General features: G+C 56.8%; 15 protein-coding genes. 10 read left to right on the forward strand and 5 right to left on the reverse strand.

Annotation, left to right across the window (positions count from 1 at the left end):
* Positions 1 to 67: 67 nt before the first annotated feature.
* The 9 genes from HYD27_RS16625 to HYD27_RS16665 all read left to right on the forward strand — a co-directional run bounded on the left by HYD27_RS16625 (position 68) and on the right by HYD27_RS16665 (position 18,326).
* Positions 68 to 1,531, forward strand: coding sequence for an MFS transporter (locus HYD27_RS16625; protein ID WP_220101649.1), 1,464 nt, complete (start codon positions 68 to 70; stop codon positions 1,529 to 1,531).
* Between the two features lie 1,332 nt (positions 1,532 to 2,863).
* Complete coding sequence (locus HYD27_RS16630; RefSeq protein ID WP_219216987.1) at positions 2,864 to 4,465, forward strand: AraC family transcriptional regulator; 1,602 nt, start codon at positions 2,864 to 2,866, stop codon at positions 4,463 to 4,465.
* Positions 4,466 to 4,720: 255 nt separating this feature from the next.
* Positions 4,721 to 5,506, forward strand: coding sequence for a 2,3-dihydro-2,3-dihydroxybenzoate dehydrogenase (locus HYD27_RS16635; protein WP_219216988.1), 786 nt, complete (start codon positions 4,721 to 4,723; stop codon positions 5,504 to 5,506).
* A 23-nt stretch (positions 5,507 to 5,529) separates the two neighbouring features.
* Positions 5,530 to 6,783, forward strand: a complete 1,254-nt coding sequence (dhbC, locus tag HYD27_RS16640; RefSeq protein ID WP_219217068.1) for an isochorismate synthase DhbC — start codon at positions 5,530 to 5,532, stop codon at positions 6,781 to 6,783.
* Positions 6,780 to 8,411: a (2,3-dihydroxybenzoyl)adenylate synthase gene (locus HYD27_RS16645; protein WP_219216989.1), complete on the forward strand. Its 1,632-nt coding sequence runs from the start codon at positions 6,780 to 6,782 to the stop codon at positions 8,409 to 8,411. The genes dhbC and HYD27_RS16645 overlap by 4 nt, the downstream gene beginning before the upstream one ends.
* Positions 8,412 to 8,490: 79 nt before the next feature.
* On the forward strand, positions 8,491 to 9,438 hold the full coding sequence (locus tag HYD27_RS16650; RefSeq protein WP_219216990.1) for an isochorismatase family protein: 948 nt from the start codon (positions 8,491 to 8,493) through the stop codon (positions 9,436 to 9,438).
* Positions 9,439 to 9,454: 16 nt separating this feature from the next.
* Positions 9,455 to 16,648 carry an amino acid adenylation domain-containing protein gene (locus HYD27_RS16655; protein ID WP_219216991.1) on the forward strand — a complete coding sequence of 2,398 codons (7,194 nt, stop codon included), beginning with the start codon at positions 9,455 to 9,457 and terminating at the stop codon, positions 16,646 to 16,648.
* Positions 16,645 to 16,872, forward strand: coding sequence for an MbtH family protein (locus tag HYD27_RS16660; protein ID WP_219216992.1), 228 nt, complete (start codon positions 16,645 to 16,647; stop codon positions 16,870 to 16,872). The genes HYD27_RS16655 and HYD27_RS16660 overlap by 4 nt, the downstream gene beginning before the upstream one ends.
* Positions 16,869 to 18,326 (forward strand): DHA2 family efflux MFS transporter permease subunit, encoded by a 1,458-nt coding sequence (locus HYD27_RS16665; protein WP_219217070.1) that lies wholly within the window; start codon positions 16,869 to 16,871, stop codon positions 18,324 to 18,326. Before HYD27_RS16660 ends, HYD27_RS16665 begins: the two co-directional genes overlap by 4 nt.
* An 857-nt stretch (positions 18,327 to 19,183) precedes the next feature.
* Here HYD27_RS16665 and HYD27_RS16670 read toward each other — a convergent pair.
* From HYD27_RS16670 to HYD27_RS16690, 5 genes are all read right to left on the reverse strand, one after another.
* Positions 19,184 to 19,513, reverse strand: coding sequence for a transposase (locus HYD27_RS16670; protein ID WP_219216994.1), 330 nt, complete (start codon positions 19,511 to 19,513; stop codon positions 19,184 to 19,186).
* A 194-nt stretch (positions 19,514 to 19,707) separates the two neighbouring features.
* Positions 19,708 to 20,244, reverse strand: a complete 537-nt coding sequence (locus tag HYD27_RS16675) for a helix-turn-helix domain-containing protein (protein ID WP_219216996.1) — start codon at positions 20,242 to 20,244, stop codon at positions 19,708 to 19,710.
* A gap of 270 nt (positions 20,245 to 20,514) precedes the next feature.
* Complete coding sequence (locus HYD27_RS16680; protein WP_219216997.1) at positions 20,515 to 20,880, reverse strand: hypothetical protein; 366 nt, start codon at positions 20,878 to 20,880, stop codon at positions 20,515 to 20,517.
* 166 nt (positions 20,881 to 21,046) lie between these two features.
* Positions 21,047 to 22,405 carry a PFL family protein gene (locus tag HYD27_RS16685; protein WP_219216999.1) on the reverse strand — a complete coding sequence of 453 codons (1,359 nt, stop codon included), beginning with the start codon at positions 22,403 to 22,405 and terminating at the stop codon, positions 21,047 to 21,049.
* Positions 22,406 to 22,451: 46 nt separating this feature from the next.
* Positions 22,452 to 22,721 (reverse strand): ACT domain-containing protein, encoded by a 270-nt coding sequence (locus tag HYD27_RS16690; RefSeq protein ID WP_219217001.1) that lies wholly within the window; start codon positions 22,719 to 22,721, stop codon positions 22,452 to 22,454.
* Positions 22,722 to 23,015: 294 nt separating this feature from the next.
* Here HYD27_RS16690 and HYD27_RS16695 point away from each other — a divergent pair, with 294 nt between their 5' ends.
* The gene (locus HYD27_RS16695) at positions 23,016 to 24,653 is read left to right on the forward strand and encodes a GGDEF domain-containing response regulator (protein WP_219217003.1); all 1,638 of its coding nucleotides are present in this window, start codon (positions 23,016 to 23,018) and stop codon (positions 24,651 to 24,653) included.
* Positions 24,654 to 24,660: the final 7 nt, after the last annotated feature.

A 24,660-nucleotide genomic window follows, 5' to 3' on the forward strand; every position in this document is an offset into this window, starting at 1 on the left:
GTACACTGAGATCAGTTTGTTGCGGACGCAACTATATGCGAAATATGATTTTTAAGAGGTGCTAACTATGAGTACAATCAGTGCAACCTATCAGGAGGATGCGGCGGTCCAGAAGAAGCGGTGGATCATTCTGATCGTTCTGAATCTGTTCACCTTTATGTCCACGCTGGACGGCAGTATTGTAAATATTGCCTTGCCCGTGCTTGTAAAGGAGCTGGGGCTGCCCGTAGCGCAGGTGGAGTGGGTTACGACAGGCTATTTGATGGCGATTTGCTCGGCGGTGCTGTTCTTCGGGAAGCTGGGGGATATCGCGGGCAAGATCAGGATTTTTAAGCTGGGCACGATTATTTTTATCATCGGATCTCTGCTCTGCGGCCTGAGTGCGGGTCTGCCGTTCCTAATCGCTTCACGGGTCGTTCAGGCGCTCGGCGCTTCAATGACCATGGCCAACAGCCAGGGGATAGTTACGGACATCTTTCCCTCCACTGAACGCGGCAAGGCGCTCGGGCTGATCGGCACCTTCGTCTCGCTGGGAAGCATCGCCGGACCGAGCCTGGGCGGGATTATCGTGTCTACGCTTGGATGGGAATATATTTTTTGGGTGAATGTTCCGGTTGGGCTGGTTGCCATTGGACTTGGATGGAAGGTTCTGCCCAAGGACCTGATCCGGGTGAAATCCAAAATTGACCTTCCCGGCAGCATGCTGTTCGCTGTATTTATAGTAACCCTGTTTGCCGGTCTGTTGCTCGGGCAGCAGCTGGGATACGGGGACAGCCGGATTCTCTCGGCACTGGCGGTTGCCGTGGGGGCGTTTATTGCGTTTCTCGTCGTGGAGCTGCGCCGCTCGCAGCCGCTGCTTCAGCTGTCGCTGTTCAAGAACCCATTATTTTCACTGAGCATTCTGTGCGCATTTCTGGTATTTGTGGCGAACTTTTGCTTTAACATTATTGCCCCGTTCTATGCGCAGAACATGCTGAACCTGTCGCCATTCTATGCGGGGTTCCTGCTGATGCTCTTCCCGATTTCCATGGTCATTGTCGCTCCGCTGAGCGGAGCGCTGTCCGACAAAATCGGCTCTGAATTCCTGACATTTGCCGGTCTGATAGTAATGGTGATCGCACAGTTTGGCCTGGCCCGTCTGCATGAAGGAAGCGCTGTAGCACTGGTGGGCGTGTGGATTGCCATGCTGGGGATCGGCAGCGGCTTGTTCGGCTCACCCAACAACTCACTGATAATGTCTACGGTGCCGCGAACCCAGCTCGGCTCCGCAGGCAGCGTCAATTCACTGGTCAGGAATGTGGGTATGGTTGTCGGCATTACCATTGCTACAACCATCCTGTTTAATGTGATGAGCAGCCGGGCGGGTTACCGGGTAACCGATCTGATTCCGGGCCGGCCGGATATCTTCCTGTCCGGCATGCATGTCGTGTTCCTGACCTCATCCTCCATTTGTCTTGTATCGGCGCTGCTGACAGGCTGGCGCATGGTCACGATCAAAAGAGCAAAGAGATCGAAGAAAGCTGCGGTCTGACACCTCAATAAGCTTGCTCATTCCTTAAGCCGTATACTTGCGAAAGCCTTCCAGCCCGGGATCGGGCCGGGAGGCTTTTTCAAATATAAGACACCCGTGCCGCTGCGCGGCACCACTGAGGTATGAAAATATCGCTGCGGCCGCGTGATTACTGGGCAGACTTTATATGATTCACGCTATACATTGGCCTGATCTTTCTCGCTGAAACGGATACCGTCCTTATCAGGACGGCGAAGCCGTTTCCACTTGCGCAGGATATACATAAGCTTTTGGAGTGGACGCTCCGCAAACGGAGCGTTGTCTGGGTCGCTGTGCTCTCCAGATTTATTTCATTCCCCTTAGGAGCTGCGAGGAAATGAGTACCCGCTTTTGTTGACAAAATCTCCACGGTTTTGGGAGCTTTGTCAACAATGTAGCAGTACTTTATATCGTCGCAGTCTCTTAGCGGTGAAAATCCGGAGACCAAGACGGCCGCTCTGCTGATCCACAATCCGTCCGTCCGCTCCGCTGTTTAAGCGGGAGGTGGTTCTGTAGTCTTTAAAAAACACAATAAAGAAACTTAATGTATCCTGAATTTCGAAAGTAAGTATCCACAAATCATCTAAAAAGCTCTACACTAAGGGATTTCTTGCTCTAAAAACAGCTTGCATCATATGGGTGAAGGAAAAAGAGGATTTATCCCTTGTCCTATCTGGATTGGTTCAATTCACTTTCGAAATTCAGGTTTATATGAATGGAACCGGCGAACCTGAACAAGCTGGATGGAACGCAAGGAGGTTCATAGGGAACGGAAGCGAAGTGTAAAAAGTAACACTAATGGGCTGGAATTCTGGCTTGAACGGGCTTTAGTGGGATTTTGTACACTTCATAGAGGCCTGCTCCCCCCATACGGGGGATTTCAGCCGGATTAGTTGTACTTTTTCCCACTAGGGATGATCCGGAATCCGAATGCGGTGGATTAGTTATCCTTTTTACCACTAAAATGGCTGCCCTTTGGATGAATGGTTCAAGTTCATCTTAATGCAGGCGTATTCCTCTGCAAGGGGGAGAAATGGAACGATTAGGGAGCCTTTTTCCCGCTAACCCTTGCGAAAAAGCGGCTGGGGGAATATGAAGTGACCTTTTCCACATGGCTTCCCGCCTGGCTTCAGCAGCCAGCCTTATACCTGAAATGCCAACAGCTGCGCTGCCCGGTCTAGGACGGCGAAGCCGTTTCCACTTGCTATACAATGCTAGCCTTTCCTGAGGTTTCCAATGAAAGTCTTGACCGTATCCGCAGGCTGTGATAGTTTGATAATGATTATCATTATCTATTGGAGGGGGATATTCGGTATGTATGATACACTTCTTCATTCTGAAGCCGACCTTGATTCCCTGGATGGATTATGGCTGAAATTCAAAGGAATCAGGCGGCTGCAGACAGGGGCCATGGAACCGCAGCTCATAGGATCGCACGCGCTCATTATAGCCGGCAGCGGAATGGGCTGCCTGATGATAGACTTGCTTACCTGCCGGCTGAGTCCGGGAGGCATATATATGGCCTCGCCCGGTCAAACAGTGGGCGTGTCCGCAGCAGAAGGGGATTCCGTGGAATTATGGATGCTCAACTTCGATGTATCCTCCGTAAGCGGCGCAGCCGCTTTTCCGCTGAAGGGTGAGGTCTGTGTTCATTCCAATGCGCAAACGGCTGTTCACTGCGAATTGCTGCTGTCTTACTGTGCAAGCAGGCTGGCGGTTGAACGCTTCCGTGCGCAAGGCGTTTTTATGGAGCTTTTGTACGAAATTCTGACCCATATCCGGTTGCTGCCGGACAGTGACTCGCGTTCTGCGCTTGAACGGACCAAGCTGTATATTGAACAGCATTACAACGAAAGCCTGTCCATCGAGCAGCTGGCCCGAATGGCCAATCTAAGCCCGAAATACTATGTGGACCTGTTCAAAAAGAACTACGGCAAGAGCGCAATCGATTATGTTACAGAGCTGCGGATGGATAATGCCAAGCAGCTGATGCTGCATTCGGATGCCCGCCTGCGGGATATCGCCCACCGGGTGGGGTATCAGGACGAATTCTATTTCAGCCGCAAGTTCAAGCAGGAGGTGGGCATGTCTCCGACAGGCTATATTAAGAACCGGCGCCGCAAAATCGTTGCCTACTCCTCTCCCATTCTCGGACAGCTGCTTTCTCTGAAGGTGCTCCCGTACGCCGCGCCCCTCCACCCGAAATGGACTGGATATTATCATAAAATGTACGGGAAGGATATCCCGCTGCATCTCAGCGCCTACCGCTTTGACCTGGACTGGGAATCCAATATTGAGGCGCTGACCCGGGCGGAGCCGGATCTGATTATCAGCCGGGATGATCTTCAGCCTGAAGAACGGAGGAGGCTGGGTGCGGTGGCGCCGGTTCATTTTATCCCGCTCAAGGAGAGGAACTGGAGGGAGCAGCTTGAAATGACGGCGGAGGTGATCGGGGTTCCGCAGGAGGCTGCATCCTGGCTGCGGAAATATGAGCTGCAAATAAGTCTGGCCAGAGAACGCTTGCGGAGGCAGATTGGGGAACAGCGTATTCTGGTCATCAGTATCTTTAAGCAGCATTGCTGCCTCTGCCCGGCCCGGGGAATGAGAGAATTGATCTATGAGGACCTGCGGCTTGCGCCGGCGGTTGAGATAAACGCAGCCAATGCGGGACGGATTCTGGATGCGGATCAGCTGGCGTTTATCGATGCGGACCGGATTCTAGTGAATGTATGCCAGGAGCCTGAGTCGCTGGCCCATTGGCAGTTCCTGCAGAATGCTTCGTCATGGAAGGACTTGAAGGCAGTCAGGCAGAACCGCGTGTACTCTATATCTTCGGACCCCTGGAGAGAGTATTCAGCATATGCGGTTGACAGGATGGTGCAGGATTTGCTGAACATTTTTGCAGGAGATTTATAATTGAAAGCTGAGATGCTGCCGAGCGGCTGTGTTGTCCCTGAAAAGGACGGCGCAGCCGTTTGTTATGAATATTAGGCTGGACGGCTGCCGGCTTCAAATTCCGTGCCGCAGGGGCCGAGAACCGGATATCGTTAAAAAAGGGTTCTGGAAATCGTCCATGGTCTGTAAATGAAGGTAAATTTATAATTAGTAATGATAATCATTATCAATTAATTCAAGGAGCAGTGGAAAAATTTAGGCAGGAAGGAAATGGACATGGAGCTATCAGGGATAAAGGGAAAGGTTGCGCTGGTAACCGGGGCGGCACAGGGCATCGGTGAAGCGGTTGGAAGAAAGCTGGCGGAGCAGGGCGCTCTGGTGGCAGGCATGGACAAGAATGCGGAGCTTCTTGACCTGACCATAACAGAGATGAAAGCTTCCGGCCTCAGGGCGGAAGCTTATCCGGCGGATGTAAGCGACAGCGGCCAAGTGAAGGCGGCGGTTGCAGACATCGAGCAGAACATGGGCCCGATCGGGATTCTGGTTAATGTGGCCGGCATTCTGCGCACCGGGGCTGCCCATGCGCTCAGTGACGACGACTGGTGGACGAGCTTTGCGGTCAATACCGGCGGAGTTTTCAACGTCTCCAGGGCTGTAGTCAGACAGATGATAGACCGGAGAGCCGGCGCTGTTGTAACGGTAGGCTCGAACGCTGCTACTGTTCCGAGAATGCATATGTCAGCTTATGCAGCCTCCAAGGCCGCAGCAGTCATGTTCACTAAATGCCTGGGGCTTGAGGCTGCTCAGCATAATATCCGCTGCAATATTGTATCCCCCGGTTCAACCGACACGGCGATGCAGCAGGTGCTCTGGAACGATGAGCACAGTGCCGGGCAGGTGATTGCCGGTTCGCTTGAGATGTTCCGCCTTGGGATTCCCTTGGGAAAGCTGGCCCAGCCTGCGGACATTGCAGAGGCGGTGGCATTCCTGGTGTCCGACCAGGCAGGCCATATTACAATGCATAACCTGTGTATTGACGGTGGAGCCACGCTGGGCAATTAAATATTGAAAGGGGTTGATTGTTAATCATGGAATATCATGTGATATCGGAGGCCATACGGCTTTTGGAAGAATATCGTTCCGGTGATGCGTTCTTTTTATCCTCTCCGCAGCAGACCTTGCTGGCGCAGGGAACCTACGCTGTTCTGCCGCCCGCTGAAGGGGATACAGAGGCGGGGGCTTTGTCCCGGCGTGTGGCGGAGCTGCTGCAAAGCGCGGCTAAGGCGGGGCATGACGCACCTGTTGTGGTCGGTGCGCTGCCTTTTGACCCGGCCCAGCCTGCGCACCTGATGGTGCCGATGTCAGTCCGCACTGCAGGAACGCTCCATATGGACATCTCAGGGCCAAGTGGCAACCGAAGTGCCATAAAGTACAAAGTACGTCCTTATCCGGAGCCAAAGGAATATATCCGAGGTGTGGAACAGGGGATTTCACTGCTCCATAAAGGCGAGCTTCGCAAAATTGTGCTGTCGAGAACACTGCTGCTCACATCACCGCTGCCGGTGGACACCGCTAAGCTGCTAAGCGCCTTGGCCTCAAGCAATCCTCAAGGCTATACCTTCGCTGTAAATCTTCCGGAGCCGGATTCGGGCAAGAACGGCCGGCAGCCTGCTGCCCAAAGACGGGAACGGCGGACTCTTATAGGTGCGAGTCCTGAGCTGCTGGTTAAGCGCAAAGGGCTGTCCGTAACGGCCAATCCCCTGGCCGGTTCGGCTGCGCGCAGCTCCGATCCTGCAGAGGACCGGCGGCGGGCGGAGGCACTGCTGAAATCGGCCAAAGATTTGCATGAGCATCAGGTTGTGGTTGAAGCGGTCGCCGCGGCACTCCGGCCTTACTGCAAGTTCCTGATTGTCCCTCCGGCGCCTTCCTTGCTGCAGACTGCGACCATGTGGCATCTCTCTACTGTGCTGGAGGGAGAGTTGTCCAGCCCCGACGTATCCTCGCTGGAGCTGGCGGGTGCGCTGCATCCCACACCGGCTGTGTGCGGAACGCCAACGGAGGCGGCAAGAGAAGCCATCCGGAAGATTGAGCCGTTTGACCGCGGTTTCTTTACGGGCATGGTCGGCTGGTGTGATCTTAGCGGAGACGGGGAGTGGGTGGTAACCATCCGCTGCGCTGAGGTAGAGGACTGCTCACTGCGTCTTTATGCCGGCGCAGGCGTTGTCTCCGGCTCAAGCCCGGAGGGCGAGCTTGCCGAGACCGGCGCCAAATTCCGGACGATGCTGCGCGCTATGGGAATTGAGAATGAGGATTCCGCGGAAGAGGGGGATGCTGAATGACGCTTCCTGGATGCCCTGCATGGCCGGTTCCGCTGGCGGAGCGCTACCGGGAGCTTGGCTGCTGGACGGGAGAGACGTTCGGAGAATTGCTGAAGCGGAAGGCCCGGCAGCATGGGGAACGAACTGCCGTGGTCAGCAGGGAGAGCCGCCTGACCTATGGCGAACTGGACAACAGAGCCGACCGGCTTGCGGCAGGCTTCGCAGCGCTGGGCATCCGGCCAAAGGACCGGGTGATTGTCCAGCTGCCCAACATAGCAGAATTTATTGAGGTCTGCTTCGGCCTGTTCCGGTTGGGCGCTCTGCCTGTATTTGCACAGCCGGTGCACCGCAGCAATGAAATTTCCTATTTCTGTGAATTTTCCGAAGCTGTTGCCTATATTATTCCGGCGCTGCATTCGGGATTTGATTACCGGCTGCTCGCCGGTGAGGTTAAGGACAAGGTTCCAGCCCTGAAGCATGTGATTGTTGCCGGAGATCCGGGACCGTATCTCGCTCTATCAGAGCTGTATGCTGAACCAGCGGAGCTGGCCGGCCCCTCATCTTCGGATATCGCCTTCCTGCAGCTCTCCGGGGGAAGCACCGGCTTGCCGAAGCTGATTCCCCGCACCCACGATGACTACATTTACAGTCTGCGGCTGAGCGCGGAAATCTGCCGCTTGGATGAGCACAGCGTCTATCTGGCTGCGCTTCCCGCTGCCCACAATTATCCGCTCAGCTCGCCGGGGGTGCTCGGTACGCTGTATGCCGGAGGCCGGGTGGTGCTGTCGCCCGGTCCCAGCCCGGATGAAGCCTTCCCGCTGATTGAACGGGAAGGGGTTACCATTGCCGGGCTGGTGCCGCCGCTGGCCCTGATCTGGCTTGAAGCCGCTGCCTCGGGTTCGCGCAGATATGATCTGTCCAGCCTCCAGGTGCTGCAGGTGGGCGGAGCCAAGCTCAGCGAGACGGCGGCCCGGCGTATCCGTCCGGTATTCGGCTGCATACTGCAGCAGGTGTACGGAATGGCTGAGGGATTGGTCAACTATACCCGGCTGGATGATCCTGAAGATATTATCGTGGGTACCCAGGGCAAGCCCATGTCTCCTTACGATGAGATCCTGGTGCTGGATGACGGGGACATGGAGGTGGAACCGGGGCAGACGGGGCATCTGCTGACCCGGGGACCATATACGATCCGCGGCTATTACAAGGCGGAAGAGCATAACAAGAAGGCATTTACGCCGGAAGGCTTTTACCGCACCGGAGATATGGCCCGGGTAACCGAGAGCGGATATCTCATTGTAGAGGGCCGGGACAAGGATCAGATTAACCGCGGAGGAGACAAGGTAGCGGCCGAGGAAATTGAAAATCATCTGCTTGCCCACAGTGCAGTGCATGACGCCGCAGTGGTTTCCATGCCCGATGAATTTCTGGGAGAGCGCACCTGCGCGTTCATTATTGCCCGGGGGCCTGCTCCAAGTGCTTCGGAGCTCAAGGCCTTCCTGAGAGGCAGAGGAATTGCCCTTTACAAGATACCCGACCGTGTGGAATTTGTGGATGCGTTCCCGCTGACCGGTGTAGGCAAAGTAAGCAAAAAAAGCCTCCGCGAGCTGATCGCCGCCAAGCGGCAAGCCGCAGCCGGCCAAATGTAGCGCTGGAATATTCTTATGCAGCACCTCACGGGCACAATAGTAAGCATGCTCAAACATTCCCAAGAAAAGAGGAGATACAGTGGCACTTCCGTCGATATTGCCGTATGCCTTGCCTGACACTTCCGCATTGCCGGAGAACCGGGTGTCCTGGAGACCCGACCCGAACCGCGCAGTTTTACTTATACATGATATGCAGAATTATTTCGTAAACGCCTTTACTCCCGGTCAATCGCCGGCCCGGGAGCTTGTGTCCAACATCCAGCTTCTGAAAAAGCATTGCGCCCAATTGGGCATCCCGGTCGTTTACTCGGCCCAGCCCGGCGGACAGACTCCCGCCGAGCGGGGGCTGCAGCAGGATTTCTGGGGAAAGGGCATTGACGATGGTCCCGAGCAAAAGCAAATTATCGAACCGCTGGCACCTTCAGAGGAGGATACCCTGCTTACCAAATGGAGGTACAGCGCCTTTCAGAAGACCGGTCTTGCGGAGCTGATGCAGGGTAAGGGCCGCGGCCAGCTGATCATCTGCGGGATTTATGCCCATATTGGCTGTCTGATGACCGCTTGCGAGGCGTTCATGCGGGATATTCAGCCCTTTTTTATCGCCGACGCCGTTGCCGACTTCTCTCTGGAGCATCACAAGATGGCGCTGACCTACGCCGCTGAGCGTTGTGCGGTGGTCCTCCCCGTCCAGCGGCTGCTTGATGAACTGAATAGTGCAGCTGAACAGGCCGGGGAAGAAACGGCGGCAGGGAGCGGAAATTCTGTATTATCGCTTGCCGTTATGCGTGAGCAGGTTGCAGAGCTGCTCGATGAGCCGGCAGCGGCGATTGCCGACCATGACGATCTGATCAACCATTGGGGTCTGGATTCGGTGCGGATCATGATGCTCGTGGAGAAGTGGCGGCTCGGAGGGAACGAGGTTACTTTTGTCGACTTGGCGGAACGGCCTACATTGGCGGAGTGGTGGAGCATTGTCTCCATTCCTTCCGGCGGTGAAGAGCTGCCCAACATTGACTATTACGCTTGAGTAAGGAGGGAAATCCATGCCTGTGCTTCAGGAGACCCGCTTGCCATTGTCCGGCGCCCAGTCCGGCATTTGGTTCGCGCAAAAGCTTGATCCGGAGAATCCGGCGTTTAATACCGCAGAATCCATAGAAATTCAGGGTCCGGTAGACCGCAGTCTTTTTGAGGCGGCGCTGCGCCGGACTGTCGCAGAGGCGGAGACTTTGCATTTAATCTTCGGAGAAGATGCGGAGGGGCCTTGGCAAAAGCTCGCTTACCGGGCGGAATGGCCGCTGCACTTCCTCGATGTCAGCGGGGAAGCCTGCCCGCAGGAAGCTGCAGACCGCTGGATGCAGGCCGACTTGGACTGCCCTGCGGAGCTTGGCGGCGGGGGGTTATTTACGGAAGCGTTGTTCAAGTTGTCGTCAGACCGCTATCTCTGGTATCAGCGCATCCACCACATCGCAATTGACGGGTTCGGCTTCTCTCTGCTGGCCCGGCGGACAGCCCATATCTACACGGCGCTTGCCGGCGGAAAGCCGCTGAAGCAGGAGGTCTTCAAGCCGCTGCACATGCTGCTGGAAGAGGATGCGGCGTATCTCCGTTCCGGGCGGAAGGAAGAGGACCGGAGCTTCTGGCTGGACCGCTTCGCGGACGGGCCAGAGGCGGTCAGCCTGACGCAGAAAGCACCGGTAACGTCACGGAGCTTTCTGCGCCAGACGGCTTATGTGCAGCCGGAGACTGCAAGCCGCTTGCGGTCGGCTGCTGCGGCACCCGGCACCGGCTGGGCTGATGCTGTCCTCGCTGCCGTGGCAGCGTATATGCACCGGCTGACCGGCTCGGAGGAGGTGATCCTCGGTCTGCCGATGATGTGCCGCCTGGGCAGTGTGGCCTTGCGGATTCCCGCGATGGTCATGAATCTGATGCCGCTGCGGCTGCGGGTGAGTCCCGTTATGACTGTGTCGGAGCTTGTGCTGCAGGTATCGCGTGAAGTCCGTGAAGTCCGGCGCCATCAGGGCTACCGGCAACAGGAGCTGCGCCGGGAGCTTAAGCTGCTGGGAGACAGCCGGAGGCTTTACGGGCCGCAGGTCAATATTATGCCTTTTGACTATGATTTGAGCTTCGGCGGTTACCCGGGGATTACGCGCAACCTGTCAGCCGGTCCGGTGGACGATCTGTCGATCAATCTTTATGACCGGGCAGACGGAGGCGGACTGCGGGTGGATTTCGACGGCAACCCGGCGGCTTACGCTGCGGACGAGCTTAAGCTTCATCAACGGCGTTTTCTTGCTTTTCTGTCGGAGATAGCCGCTGCGGACCGGGAGGGGCTGATCGGGGAAATCGAGCTGCTCCTGCCCGAAGAAAAGCAGCAGGTGCTGCTGGGCTGGAACGATACGGCCCGCCAAGTACCGCATCACAATGTGCCGGCCATGTTCCAGGCTCAGGCTGTGCGCACTCCTGATGCCGCTGCGGTTGTCTTCGAGGATACTGTGCTCAGCTACGCCGAATTGAACCGAAGAGCAGGCGGTTTGGCATCCCTGCTGCGTGCCGGCGGGGCAGGCCCGGAGAGTATTGTTGCGCTTGCGGTTCCCCGCTCGGCTGAGATGGTTGTCGCCATGCTGGCTGTTCACATGGCGGGTGCGGCTTATCTGCCTCTTGATCCCGAGTACCCGGCGGACAGAATCGCCTATATGCTCGCTGACGCGAGGCCTGCGTGTATTCTTACTGTGGCCGAAAGCGCCGCAGGCTTGCCCGATTCCGCAGCCGGAATCCTTTTGCTGGATGATCCGGCCCTGTTCGATCACAAGCCGGGACAAGCGGAGCAGCCAGACCCCGCGGTTAAGGCTGCGGTTCAGGTGTCGGCGCATAACCCTGCTTATGTTATTTATACTTCAGGCTCTACGGGCAATCCCAAGGGGGTTGTCATCAGCTTCGGCGGCCTGGCCAATTTTCTCTGTGCGATGCAGGAGAGATTTCCTCTGGAGGCGCGGGACCGCATGCTGGCTGTAACCACGATTGCCTTCGACATCTCGGTTCTGGAAATTTTTCTCCCGCTGCTCCGGGGAGCCTCGGTGCATATAGCTTCCAGAATGACCATTCAGGACCCCGCCGCCCTGTCCAGGAAGCTGAAGGAGAGCGGGGCTACCCACATGCAGGCCACGCCGACGCTGTGGCATGCGCTGGTGTCCAGCGGCCCCGGCCCCTTGCCCGGGCTGAATGTCCTTGTCGGAGGTGAAGCCCTGCCGGTCCTGCTGCTGCAGGAGCTGCAGGCTTTAGGCTGCCGGGTGAACAACCTTTATGGGCCTACGGAAACCACTATCTGGTCCACGGCAATCACTCTGGAGGGTGGAGAGGGCGAAGCTCCGCCTATCGGCGCTCCGATCTGGAATACGGAAATCTACATTCTGGATTCCGGGCTTCAGCCGGTGCCTCCCGGGGTAAACGGCGACATGTATATCGCAGGGAAGGGACTGGCGCGCGGATATTTGAACCGTCCGGAGCTGACGGCGGAGCGCTTTGTGGCCAATCCGTACGGTCCTCCGGGCAGCCGGATGTACCGTACGGGCGACTTGGCCAGCTGGCGCACGGATGGTTCCGTCAGCTATGGCGGCCGTGCCGACCAGCAGCTCAAAATCCGCGGCTTCCGGATAGAGCCGGGGGAAATTGAGGCGCGGCTGGCTCTGCATCCCGAGGTTGCCCAGACGACAGTAATTGTGCGGGAGGACCAGCCCGGAGACAAGCGTCTGGTTGCTTACATTGTACCGGCTCCTGGTGCCGGAGTGAATGCGGCCGGGCTGCGGCGCCACACCGCCTCCGTGCTGCCCGACTATATGGTTCCGTCGGCGTATGTGGAGCTCGCCGAGCTGCCGCTCACCCCGAACCGGAAGATCGACCGCAAGGCGCTGCCTGTTCCCGAGCTTGCCGCGGCTTTAACCGGCAGAGGCCCGCGCACACCGCAGGAGGAAATCCTGTGCGGCTTGTTCGCAGAGGTGCTCGGGCTTGGAAAAGTCGGAATTGATGACGACTTCTTCGAGCTGGGAGGCCATTCCCTGCTGGCTGGGCGGATTATGGTGCGTATCCGTGATGCGCTGGGCATTGAGCTTGGCATCGGCAACCTGTTCGACGCGCCGACGGTGTACGGTCTTGCCAGAAGGCTGGACCGGGCAACCGCCCTGCGTCCTGCCGTGCTGCCCGCTGCACGGGCGGCGGAAATTCCGCTTTCGTTTGCCCAGCGCCGGCTGTGGTTTCTGTATTGCCTTGAGGGTCCGAGCCCAACTTATAATATTCCCCTTGCGGTGCGGCTGTCCGGCGAATTGAATCTGGATGCGCTGCAGGCTGCGCTTGCCGATGTGGCGGCGCGGCATGAAAGTCTGCGTACCCTTTTCCCGGAATCCTCCGGGACCGCGCACCAGCTGATTCATGCTGCCGGACAGGCAGTGCCTGAGCTGCACATTACGGAGACAACGGAGACGGAGCTGCCTGTGCTGCTGGAGCAGTCCATGCGCTACAGCTTCAAGCTGGCCTCCGAGCCTTCCATCAGGGCGGAATTGTTCGTGCTGGGCGGGAATGAATATCAGCTGCTCCTGCTGCTGCATCATATCGCAGGTGACGGCTGGTCGCTGTATCCGCTGACCCGCGATTTATCCGCCGCCTATGCTGCCCGCAGCCGGGGAGAGCGGCCGGCCTGGACGCCGTTGCCCGTGCAATATGCGGATTATGCCCAGTGGCAGCAGGAGCTTCTTGGCAGCAGCAGCAATCCGGGCAGCCTGATCGCGGGGCAACTGGCATACTGGACCGGCCGGCTGGATAACCTCCCTGATCATTTGGAGCTGCCGACCGATTATCCCCGTCCGGCAGCTGCCAGCTATGAGGGAGAGCTTGTGCGCTTCCATGTTCCTGAAGGCCTGCATCTGAAATTGCTGAAGCTCGCCCAGGGCGAAAAGGCCAGCTTGTTCATGGTGCTGCACGCCGCACTCTCCGCTCTGCTGACCCGTCTGGGTGCCGGCAGCGATATTCCGCTCGGCAGCCCGGTCGCGGGGAGAAGCGATGAAGCGCTGGATGATGTGGTCGGTTTATTTATCAACACACTGGTCCTGCGCACGGACACCTCCGGCGATCCCAGCTTCCGCGAGCTGCTTGGCCGGGTAAGGGAGGTGAATCTGGCGGCCTTCGAGCACCAGGACCTGCCCTTTGAGCTGCTGGTCGAGGTGCTTAATCCTGTCCGCTCCCGCTCCCGGCACCCCCTGTTTCAAATTATGCTGGTGCTTCAGAACACGGCGGATGCCGTACTGGAGCTGCCCGGCATAGACTCCAGCCTTGAGGTGAAAAGTGTGGGTGCCGCGAAGTTTGATCTGACCGTGGAGCTGCACGAGCAGCATGCGGCGGACGGCAGGCCCGCCGGCATTGAGGGCTTCATCGAATACAGCACCGATCTGTTCAAACGGGAGACCGCCGAGGCCATGGCCGCACGCCTGCTCCTGCTTCTGGAAGGGGCTGCTGCGGAACCGGATTGTGAAATCACCCGTCTGGACATTCTGCTGCCGGAAGAGCGCCTGGCGCTTGCAGCGGAATGGCAGCAGGCTGCGCCGCAAGGAGCCTGCTCAACGATAACGGAGCTGTTCGAGGCGCAGGCGGATCTCAATCCCGATGCAGCTGCCGCCAGCTATGAAGGGCTGCTGCTGAGCTACGGCGAGCTGAATGAACGCGCCAACCGCCTTGCCCGGCTGCTGATGGCGCAGGGCATCGGCCCGGAGAGCATTGTCGCGCTTGCGCTGCCGCGTTCCCCGGACATGATCGTGGCGCTGCTGGCCGTGCTGAAGGCCGGAGCGGTTTACCTTCCGCTCGATCCGGGATATCCGCTTGAACGGCTGGCTTATATGCTGGCTGATACACTGCCTGCCTGCATTCTGACCTCTGCCGAGCTGGCCTCTGCATTGCCGGATAGCGGAGCTGCGGAGCGGATTATCCTTGATGATGAGGATACGGTACGGCGGATTGCGGAGTACTCGCCTGCCAATCCGGCAGACAGCGAGCGGAACGGGATTCTAACTCCGCTCAGCCCGGCCTATATCATCTACACTTCAGGCTCTACGGGCAAACCGAAGGGAGTAGTAATTCCGCATCAGAATGTCGTGCGCCTGTTCGGCGCAACCCGGCACCAATTTCATTTTGGCTCCGGGGATATCTGGACACTGTTCCATTCCTACGCCTTTGACTTCTCGGTCTGGGAAATCTGGGGGCCTCTCCTGCATGGCGGCCGGCTGGTTATCGTTCCCTACAACGTGAGCCGTTCCCCGGCCGAATTTTTGCGGCTGCTCGCGGATGAAGGCGTAACTGTGCTTAACCAGACTCCGTCGGCATTCTACCAGCTGATGGAGGCCGATGAACAAGGAGCGGCATCCGGTAAGCCGCTTGCCCTGCGCTATGTTATTTTTGGCGGTGAGGCGCTGGAGCCAGCACGCTTGGAGCGCTGGTATGCGCGACACCCGGACAATGCTCCTAAGCTGATCAACATGTACGGCATTACCGAAACGACGGTTCACGTTACGTATAATGCGCTTGGCCGCGATTCCGCCAGCATGGGGGCAGGCAGCTACATCGGCCAGGCCATTCGGGACTTAAGCGTCTATGTGCTGGATGAGGCCCTGCAGCCGGTGCCGCCGGGAGTCACCGGGGAGATGTATGTTGCCGGTGCCGGGCTGGCCCGGGGCTATTGGGGCCGCCCGGACCTGACCTCGGAGCGTTTTGTTGCCGATCCTTTTGCCGCACCTGGCACAAGGATGTACCGTACGGGAGATCTGGCCAAGCGGTCTGCAGCTGGAGCCCTGGAGTATTTGGGCCGCTCCGACCAGCAGGTCAAAATCCGCGGCTTCCGCATCGAGCCCGGAGAGATTGAGGCTGTTCTGGCCAAGCATCCCGAGGCCGCTCAGGTTGCTGTAATCGTCCGCGAGGACCGTCCGGGCGATAAAAGGCTGTGTGCCTATATTGTGCCGGCAGCAGGCATGCTTCCCGATGCTGCGGCGCTGCGGCGCTTTGCCGCTGCAAGTCTGCCGGAGTACATGATCCCCGCGTCAGTGGTCATGCTCCAGGCATTGCCGCTGACGCCGAACGGCAAGCTGGACCGCAAGGCGCTGCCCGCACCGGATACGGAGCTGATGCTGTCGGGAAGAGGCCCGCGTACTCCCCGGGAAGAGATCCTGTGCGATCTGTTCGCCGAGGTTCTGGGCCTTGCCCGAGTCGGAATTGATGACGGATTCTTCGACCTTGGAGGACACTCGCTGCTGGCCGTCCGCCTGATGAGCCTGATTCGCGAGGCGCTTGGGGCCGAGCTCAGCATCGGCAATCTGTTCGAGGCTCCCACGGTTGCCGGCCTTGCCGAACGGCTGGAGAGTGGCAAGAGCGGCAGTGCACTGGGTGTACTATTGCCGCTTCGGACAGGCGGGGCCTCGTATCCGCTGTTCTGTGTGCATCCGGCAGGCGGACTCAGCTGGTGTTATGCCGGGCTGATGAAATCGCTTGGCACTGAATACCCGATCTATGGGCTTCAGGCCCGCGGCATTGGCCGGCAGGAGGATTTGCCCCGGACTCTGGAAGAGATGGCTGGCGATTATATCAGCCATATCCGCTCGGTTCAGCCTCGCGGGCCGTATCATCTGCTCGGCTGGTCACTCGGCGGCAATGTTGCGCATGCCATTGCCGTACAGCTCCAGAATGAGGGTGAAGAGATTTCGCTCTTGGCGATGCTGGATGCCTATCCCAGCCATTTCCTGCCGCTGAAGAACGAAGTGGATGAACAGGAGGCGCTCATCGCCCTGCTTGCCCTGGGAGGCTACGATCCCGACAGCATGGGGGACAAGCCGCTGGATATCGCCGGTGCCGTAGAAATTCTCCGCAGTGACGGCAGTGCGCTGGCCAGTCTGGAGGAGTCCACGATCATGAGCTTGAAGGAGACTTACGTTAACTCAGTGCGGCTGCTCGGCAGATTCAGGCCCGGACGCTTTGACGGCAACCTGCTCTTTTTCCGCTCAACCATTATTCCTGACTGGTTCGATCCGATTGAACCGCAAACCTGGCTGCCTTATATAGGAGGCCGCATAGAGCAACTGGATATCCATTGCCGGCACAAGGACTTGTGCCAGCCCGGACCGCTTGCCGAGATAGGCGCAGTACTGGCTGACAGGCTGCATGATTTGAACAATACGCGGACTATAATAGGGGAGGTTAACCAGCAATGAGCAATCCTTTTGAGAACACCAGCGCTGATTATGTTGTATTGATGAATGAAGAAAGCCAGTATTCACTATGGCCTGTCTTTGCCTCAGTCCCTGCGGGCTGGACGAATGTATACCAGGGCAAACGCTGGTCCTGTCTGGACTATATCAACCGGAACTGGACCGACATGCGTCCTGCAAGCCTGCGTCCTGCAGACTTGAATACTGCCTTGAGCGGAAAGAGCTGATGAAAAGGCTTGATCAAAAAATTGTTGCCAGTGTGGTATATGTGGCAGCCATGTTCATGGCTGCCTTGGATTCAACTGTCGTAAACGTGGCGCTCCGCGCAATCGGCAGTGATCTGCAGGTGGCCCCATCTGCCGTAGGCACAGTCAGCGTCAGCTATCTGGTCAGCCTGGCGGTAGTGCTGCCGGTCGCAGGCTGGCTTGGCGACCGCTGGGGAACCAAACGGGTGCTGTTATTGGCGTTGGCTATATTCACAGCGGCTTCGGCATTGTGCGGCTTTGCGGACAGCCTGGCCTTCCTGAACACCGCCCGCATCCTGCAGGGGGCGGCAGGCGGCCTGCTGACTCCGGTCGGCATGGCGTTGCTGTTCCGGACCTTTCCGCCGCAGGAAAGGGCCAAGCTGTCGCGGATGCTTGTGCTCCCCATTGCGCTTGCGCCCGCCCTGGGACCGATTATCGGCGGCTTCATCGTGGATCAATTGTCATGGCGCTGGGTGTTCTATATTAATCTTCCTGTCGGCATTCTTGTCCTGCTGTTCGGCCTCCTGCTGCTCAGGGAGCATAGGGAACCGGCAGCGGGACGACTGGATTGGGCAGGATTTCTCCTGTCAGCACCAGGCCTGGCCATGACTGTCTTTGCGCTTACCCAAGGCGCGGCACGGGGCTGGATCTCACCCGGGATCATGGTCCCGGGCTTGTGCGGGCTGCTGCTGCTGACGGCATTCGTCTTCGTGGAGCTTCGGAATCCGGAGCCGATGCTGGATCTTCGCCTGCTGCGGGACCGGCTGTTCCGCACCATGGGATTGATCTCCATGTTCTCGGCGGGAGGTCTGCTCGGCATGCTGTACGTCTTCCCGCTGATGTATCAGCATGTGCTGGATGCTTCAGCGCTGGATACGGGGCTGACGACCTTCCCGGAAGCGCTTGGACTGATGGTTGCTTCACAGCTTATGCCTTTTTCATACCGCAGGCTTGGCCCCAAAAAATTGATTGCACTGGCACTGGTCATTGCCTCCGTGCTGTTCGTGCTGCTGAGTCTGACGGGCAAAGGGACGGACCCATGGATTCCGCGTATCCTGCTGTTCCTGGCCGGCTTTTCTCTGGGACATGCGGTGGGCGCCGTGCAGATTACCTCGTTCGCCAATATTGCCCCGCCGCAGATGGGAAGAGCTTCGACGCTGTTCACTGTCCAGAACAGGCTCGGCTCAGCCCTGGGCATGGCACTGCTGGGAACAATCATGTCCGCGATCGGCACAAGCACAGTCGGTGCTTCCGGGATCGAGCAGCCCAATCCGGAAGCCTACCGTATCGCTCTGCTGGGGGCGGCGGCATTCCTGCTGCTTGGCCTGTGCGCCGCTCTAAGCCTCCGGCGCGGGGACACCGAGGCGGCAACCCTTCCCAAGCAAGCCCGGGGACGAAATGCCGAAGCCGCGCCGGCTTCCGCCGCAGGCAAATAATCCGGACGCCGGACGCCGAGGACGCAAAATCGGAGAGACGCTCAATCAGCGATAAGAAAGCTCCGAAGCAAACAATTGCAACAGCCCGTATTAAAGCGCGGGACAGCACACCGAATAGCCCGTATTAAAGCGCCGGACAGCACACCGAATAGCCCGTATTAAAGCGCCGGACAGCACACCGAATAGCCTGTATTAAAGCGCCGGACAGTACACCGAATAGCCCGTATTAAAGCGCCGGACAGCACACCGAATAGCCCGTATTAAAGCGCCGGACAGTACACCGAATAGCCCGTATTAAAGCGCCGGACAGCACACCGAATAGCCTGTATTAAAGCGCTGGACAGTACACCGAATAGCCTGTATTAAAGCGCTGGACAGTACACCGAACAGCCCGTATTAAAGCGCCGGACAGTACACGGGTGTAATAGCTCCGCATCAAATATGCACAAGAAGTCGCCCTGGTCTGCTACTGATGGTACTCCCATTAGAGCAAGGGGCGATTTTGTTTTGACTTTGCTATAGAAGTCAACAGGGAAAAATCAAAGGTAAAAGTGCCGCTCGGCGAAATTAGCTCCAGGTCGGAAATCAAAGGTAAAGCTGAGTAAAAGTGCCGCTGAATCGGGCGTCAGCGGGCCAATTGGTGAAAGGAAGGGTAAAAGTGCCGCTGAATCCGCCGAAATCGTCCAGGTCAGCCATGTCTATTCGCGGTGCCGCAGGGTTAATGACTTGAAAGCCTGACCCGGCGGGGGACCGCTACTCTCAATGGCTTGGCAGCACGAAGAAGCGCCGTCCCCCGTTGCCAGGGCAGGCGGCGCTTCTTCGTGAAATTAGTTTCTTTCAATGGTGCTAGTGCCCCATCAGACAACCTTGATCTTGTTTTGTTCTCGTAGTATGGCAGCGTGACGCTTGTTCTTGTTTCGCCAGCGTAGGTAAGCCTGGATTGCTGAAGCCAGGTCTTTATGCTGCCGGAAATCACTGCCTTCCAGTACAAACTTACGTAGTGGCCCGAAATGGCACTCAATACGGTTTAGCCAGGAAGCATAGGTCGGCGTGTAGACCAGTTCTACATTATTGTCTTCGGCCCACGTCTTGACCTTGCGATGGTGGTGGGGAGAAAAGTTGTCCAGGATAATATACAGCCGCTCGGAACGAGGATACCGGCGTCGCAACACGTTGAAGAAACGCAAATGTCGGCATGCTTCTTATTCTTTGAAGAATGGCCGTATAGTTGATGGGTCTTCACATCCAGCGCGGCGAGCAGGTGCTTCACGCCATGCGGCCGTGTATAGGTGGCGCGAAGCCGTTTAGGCCGGCGCTGCTGAAACCAGCCTTTTGCCGCGGTAGGGCTGCAGCGATAACGGGCCAAACTCGTCGACACAGATTACCCGCCCGTCTTCCGGAGGACAGTCGTATAGGGCTTCGATTCGTTTTTTTTACTCTCAAATTCCGGATCGGTTGATTCTTTCCAGGTCTTGGTGTTCTGGTAGGTGATCTTGGCTTCCTCCAGAATGACGCGTATGGTCTCGATAGAGATGGAAGGTACAATCTTTTTCTTCTCTGCCGCTTCCTTCAGTTTGGCCAGCGACCAATGCGTGAAGGGGTATCCTAGCACTTTCGGTGGAATTTGAGCAAGCTCGATGATGTCGGCTCGTTGCTCTTCGGTAAAGGTCGGAGGTCGGCCGCCGCCGTAATTTGGTTTCAATGAGGCCATCCCTTCCGTGTTAAAACGATGTATTGTTTTTCGTATATGTTCGCCCGAAATATGATAAAGCTGACTGATCTCCGGTACTTTCATCTTTTGGGCTGACGCCAGAATGAGAAGAGCACGGCGGACTTCAACGGGATTCGACCCTTTACGTGCGATTCGCAGTAGGCGGTTGCCTTCTTCCTTACTCAAATCTCGTACAAATAGAGTCATGATTCTCACCCCAGAAAGTGGTTGTTACGGATAATTACCCGGTTTTACCAACTACGATCTCGGATGGGGCACTAGTACAACGTTTCAGAAGTTCTTTCCCACGGCTGGAGTCCTAAAAGAAACTAAAGCAAATCAAAGCGCTTCGGTCTATTTGCACTGCCTTGCGAATCACAAAGGCTAATGGGAAGCAACTCCCTTGCAGGGGAAGAGTGTGTGCCTTTGCTGTGTAAGCAAGCCCGTTGGTGACTAGGGAAGAGGAACTTGAGCGCTTCAGCTACTAGCCAACTGCTCCGCTCTAACAACGGCATTTCTGCCGTTGTTTCCGAGCGATCTGGCCGGACGAGCACCAACAACGGCATTTCTGCCGTTAATTCCGGTCAATCTGGCCGGACGAGCTCTAACAACGGCATTTCTGCCGTTGTTTCCGAGCGATCTGGCCGGACGGACACCAACAACGGCATTTCTGCCGTTATTTCCGAGCGATCTGGCCGGACGAGCTCTAACAACGGCATTTCTGCCGTTGTTTCCGAGCGATCTGGCCAGACGGGCACCAACAACGGCATTTCTGCCGTTAATTCCGAGCGATCTGGCCAGACGGACACCAACAACGGCATTTCTGCCGTTAATTCCGGTCAATCTGGCCGGACGAGCACCAACAACGGCATTTCTGCCGTTATTTCCGAGCGATCTGGCCGGACGAGCTCTAACAACGGCATTTCTGCCGTTGTTTCCGGGCCTGGTGCAACCTCTCGTAAGTTCTTCCGCCGCAAGCTCCTTGGGGAGGAACTTTTGCGGCGCTGTGCTAGTTCTTGAAGCTGTGAATCGGAGCGGGAATGCGTCCGCCCCGGTTCACGAATCCGGCGCAGTCGAACTTGTTCACGGCCATGACCGGCGCATAGCCGAGCAGACCGCCGAATTCCACCATCTCACCGACTTCCTTGCCGATGACCGGGATCACGCGTACAGCTGTGGTCTTGTTGTTGACCATGCCGATGGCGGCTTCGTCGGCGATAATGCCTGCAATGGTTTCTTTGCTGGTGCTGCCGGGGATGGCGATCATATCCAGGCCGACCGAACAGACGCAGGTCATCGCCTCGAGCTTCTCCAGCGTCAGCGCGCCGCGCTGCACTGCCTGAATCATGCCGTGGTCTTCACTGACCGGAATAAATGCGCCGCTGAGTCCTCCGACGTAGGACGAAGCCATAACGCCGCCTTTTTTGACATTGTCGTTAAGGATGGCAAGTGCGGCAGTCGTGCCGGGCGCACCCGCTTCCTCCAGCCCCATGACCTGGAAGATCTCGGCGATGGAATCTCCGATCAGGGGGGTTGGCGCAAGGGAGAGATCGATAATGCCAAAAGGCACATCCAGCCGCTTGGAGGCCTCCTGGGCAACGAGCTGGCCCACACGGGTAACCTTGAAGGCAGTCCGCTTGATTGTCTCGCAGAGGGTTTCAAAGTCCTGGCCCTTCACTTCCTCCAGCGCACGCTTGATGACACCCGGCCCGCTGACCCCGACATTGATTACGCATTCGCGCTCGCCGACCCCGTGAAAAGCGCCGGCCATAAACGGATTGTCCTCTACCGCATTACAGAAGACCACCAGCTTGGCGCAGCCGATGGAATCGCGGTCCTTGGTGCGTTCAGCAGTCATGAGGATAATATCGCCCATCAGCTTCACGGCATCCATGTTGATTCCGCTGCGCGAGGAGCCAACATTGACGGAGGAGCAGACCCTTTCCGTAACTGCCAGCGCTTCGGGAATGCTGTCAATGAGAATCCGGTCCCCTTTGGTGCAGCCCTTCTGCACCAGCGCCGAGAAGCCGCCGATGAAGTTCACGCCAACCTCCTTGGCTGCCTGGTCCAGAATTTCGGCAACCGGCACATAAGTGTCGGTGTGCACTGCGCCTGCGGCAATGGAGATTGGAGTTACCGAGATGCGCTTATTGACAATAGGCACACCGAATTGCCGCTCCAGATCCTCGCCGGTCTTGACAAGCTTCTCGGCGGAGCGGGTGATTTTGTCGTATACCTTCTGATTGAACACCCGCATATCCGTGTGGGCGCAGTCCATCAGGCTGATTCCCATCGTAATGGTACGGACATCCAGATTCATTTCCCGGATCATCTTATTCGTTTCCTGTACTTCCACAATTGAAATCATTGGTTTAACTCCTTAAATTTATTAGGCCCTATTCAATCTTCAAGCCTTAAATGCGGTGCATAATATTGAAAATATCCTCATGCTGCAGCTTGATCTCGACGCCGATCTCTTCGCCCACATGCTGCAGATCCTCCACAATCTCTTCAAAGGACTTGCTTGGCGCGGAAATATCCACGATCATCATCATGTTGAAATAGTCCTGCACAATCGTCTGCGAAATATCCAGGATGTTCAGATTGTGGTCTGCGAGATAGGTGCAGACCTTTGCGATAATGCCTACTTTGTCTTTTCCCAGTACAGTAATAATCCCCTTCAATGAAATAGCCTCCTAAAATTTTTTGGTTGGCATAAGCAGCCTGGCCGGTTCCTAAGCAAACGGCTCCGGAAGCTTATGCTTGTTTATCTATCTGCTGCTCTGTCCATCCGCCGCTTTAACGGAATGAACTGTTTCAATTATTATGGCAAAGGAACGGTTGTTCTACAACCAAAGTTTTTGCGTCAATATGTTCGGAGATTTGATCTTATCCCCCATTTTTCATAGAATACAGTTGACATTGCTATAAAGCTATGATTAACTGATTCGTTTATAGAATGGCTTGAAGGAGCAAAGATGACAACGAGAAAATATAAAGAACTGGTCGAACAGCGCACCAGACAAACACTTCAACAATGGTCGTCGCAGGAGTTTGTCGGTGAAAGGGAGATCTATCGCTTTTTGCATAATTTGAAGGGGACAGCCGGGACGGTAGGCTTGGATAAGGTTGAGAAGCAGGCAGACCGTACGCAGCTCTATTTCTCCGAGGATTTCCAGCGGAGCTGGACGGAAACGGAATGGGGGGATTACCTATACCCGCTGCTTGAGCTGTTTGGCGAGGAGCAGGGTTCATTGGAAGCACAGCAATCCCGGCTTCCGGCGGGTGCGGCGAAGGAGCCCGGCATGCTGTCGCAGCATGAAATTCTGATCATTGATGACGATGTGGAGCTGGTAGCTTTTTTGCGCGAGTCCATGGAGAAGCAGTCCTATTATGTCAGCATCGCCTTGTCCGCCGAGCGCGGCTTGAAGCTGTTTTACGAGAGCAGGCCGGATCTGATTCTGCTTGATATTCTGCTTCCGGACCAGAGCGGGATTGATGTGCTGAAGCAAATTATCGGCAAGGCCAAAAAAGAGCGGATTCCCATCATTATCGTCAGCGGCGAGCACTCCAAGAATATTCAGATGTATGCCTATTCGCTGGGGGTTATGGACTACATGCCCAAGCCGCTGGATATCGATTTGTTTTTGGTGCTGATCAGGAACCGCTTTGAGCTGAAGCGGGAATGGCAGGAATCGGTTATCGTGGATGAGCTGACCGGGGCGTTCAACCGCAAATATTTCAATCAGACCATGAAGCAGCTGGTGTCGGATTTCAGGCGGACGGGCCGGATTTTTTCGCTGGCGCTTATGGATCTGGATCATTTCAAGCTGGTGAACGACACATACGGCCATCTGATCGGGGATGAGGTGCTGCAGACCTTTTCGGAGGTGGTGCGCCATTCGATTCGTGCGGAGGATACCTTTTGCCGCTTCGGCGGGGAGGAATTTGCCCTGTTCATGCCCAACACGGATGCGGATTCCGCCTTGCTGGGGGTGGAGCGGATTCAGCAGCAGCTTGCGGCAAAAAGCTTTGCTGCCAAAAAAGAGCTGTTTCAGGTTACCTTCTCAGGCGGCATTACAGTGGTGCGGGAGGAGCTTAATGAACCCGACAGCCTGATCGGGGAAGCGGACCAGGCTCTGTACGCCAGCAAGGACTCCGGAAGAAACCGGACCACCCTGTATACGGAGCAGCTGGACACTGGCAAAGCCGAATCGCTGCTGAACGTGATAGTTGTGGACGACGACGCGTTGATCCGCAGGATCGTGACCCGGCATTTCGCGGCCTGGGAACCGGCGGGCATCGACGGCGTGAAGGCCAGCAGCTACGCCAGCGGCCCGCTGTTTCTGGAATCGGACTGGTATGCACAAGGGAACAAATATATTATTTTGCTGGATGGTGCAATGCCGGAGCTGGATGGGCTGGAGGTTCTGAAACGGATCCGCAGCAGCTGCCCGGAAGAGAATGTTCTGGTGATTATGCTGACGGGCCGGAATGACCAGCGGGATATTATCCATGCTTTGCAGATGGGGGCGGATGATTATGTGGTGAAGCCGTTCCATTTGCCGGAGCTGATGACCAGAATGGAGCGTCTGGCCCACAGGTTTCTGTTCTAGCACAGAA

It is taken from the genome of Paenibacillus sp. S150, assembly GCF_019352175.1.
Taxonomy (GTDB): domain Bacteria; phylum Bacillota; class Bacilli; order Paenibacillales; family Paenibacillaceae; genus Paenibacillus_AQ.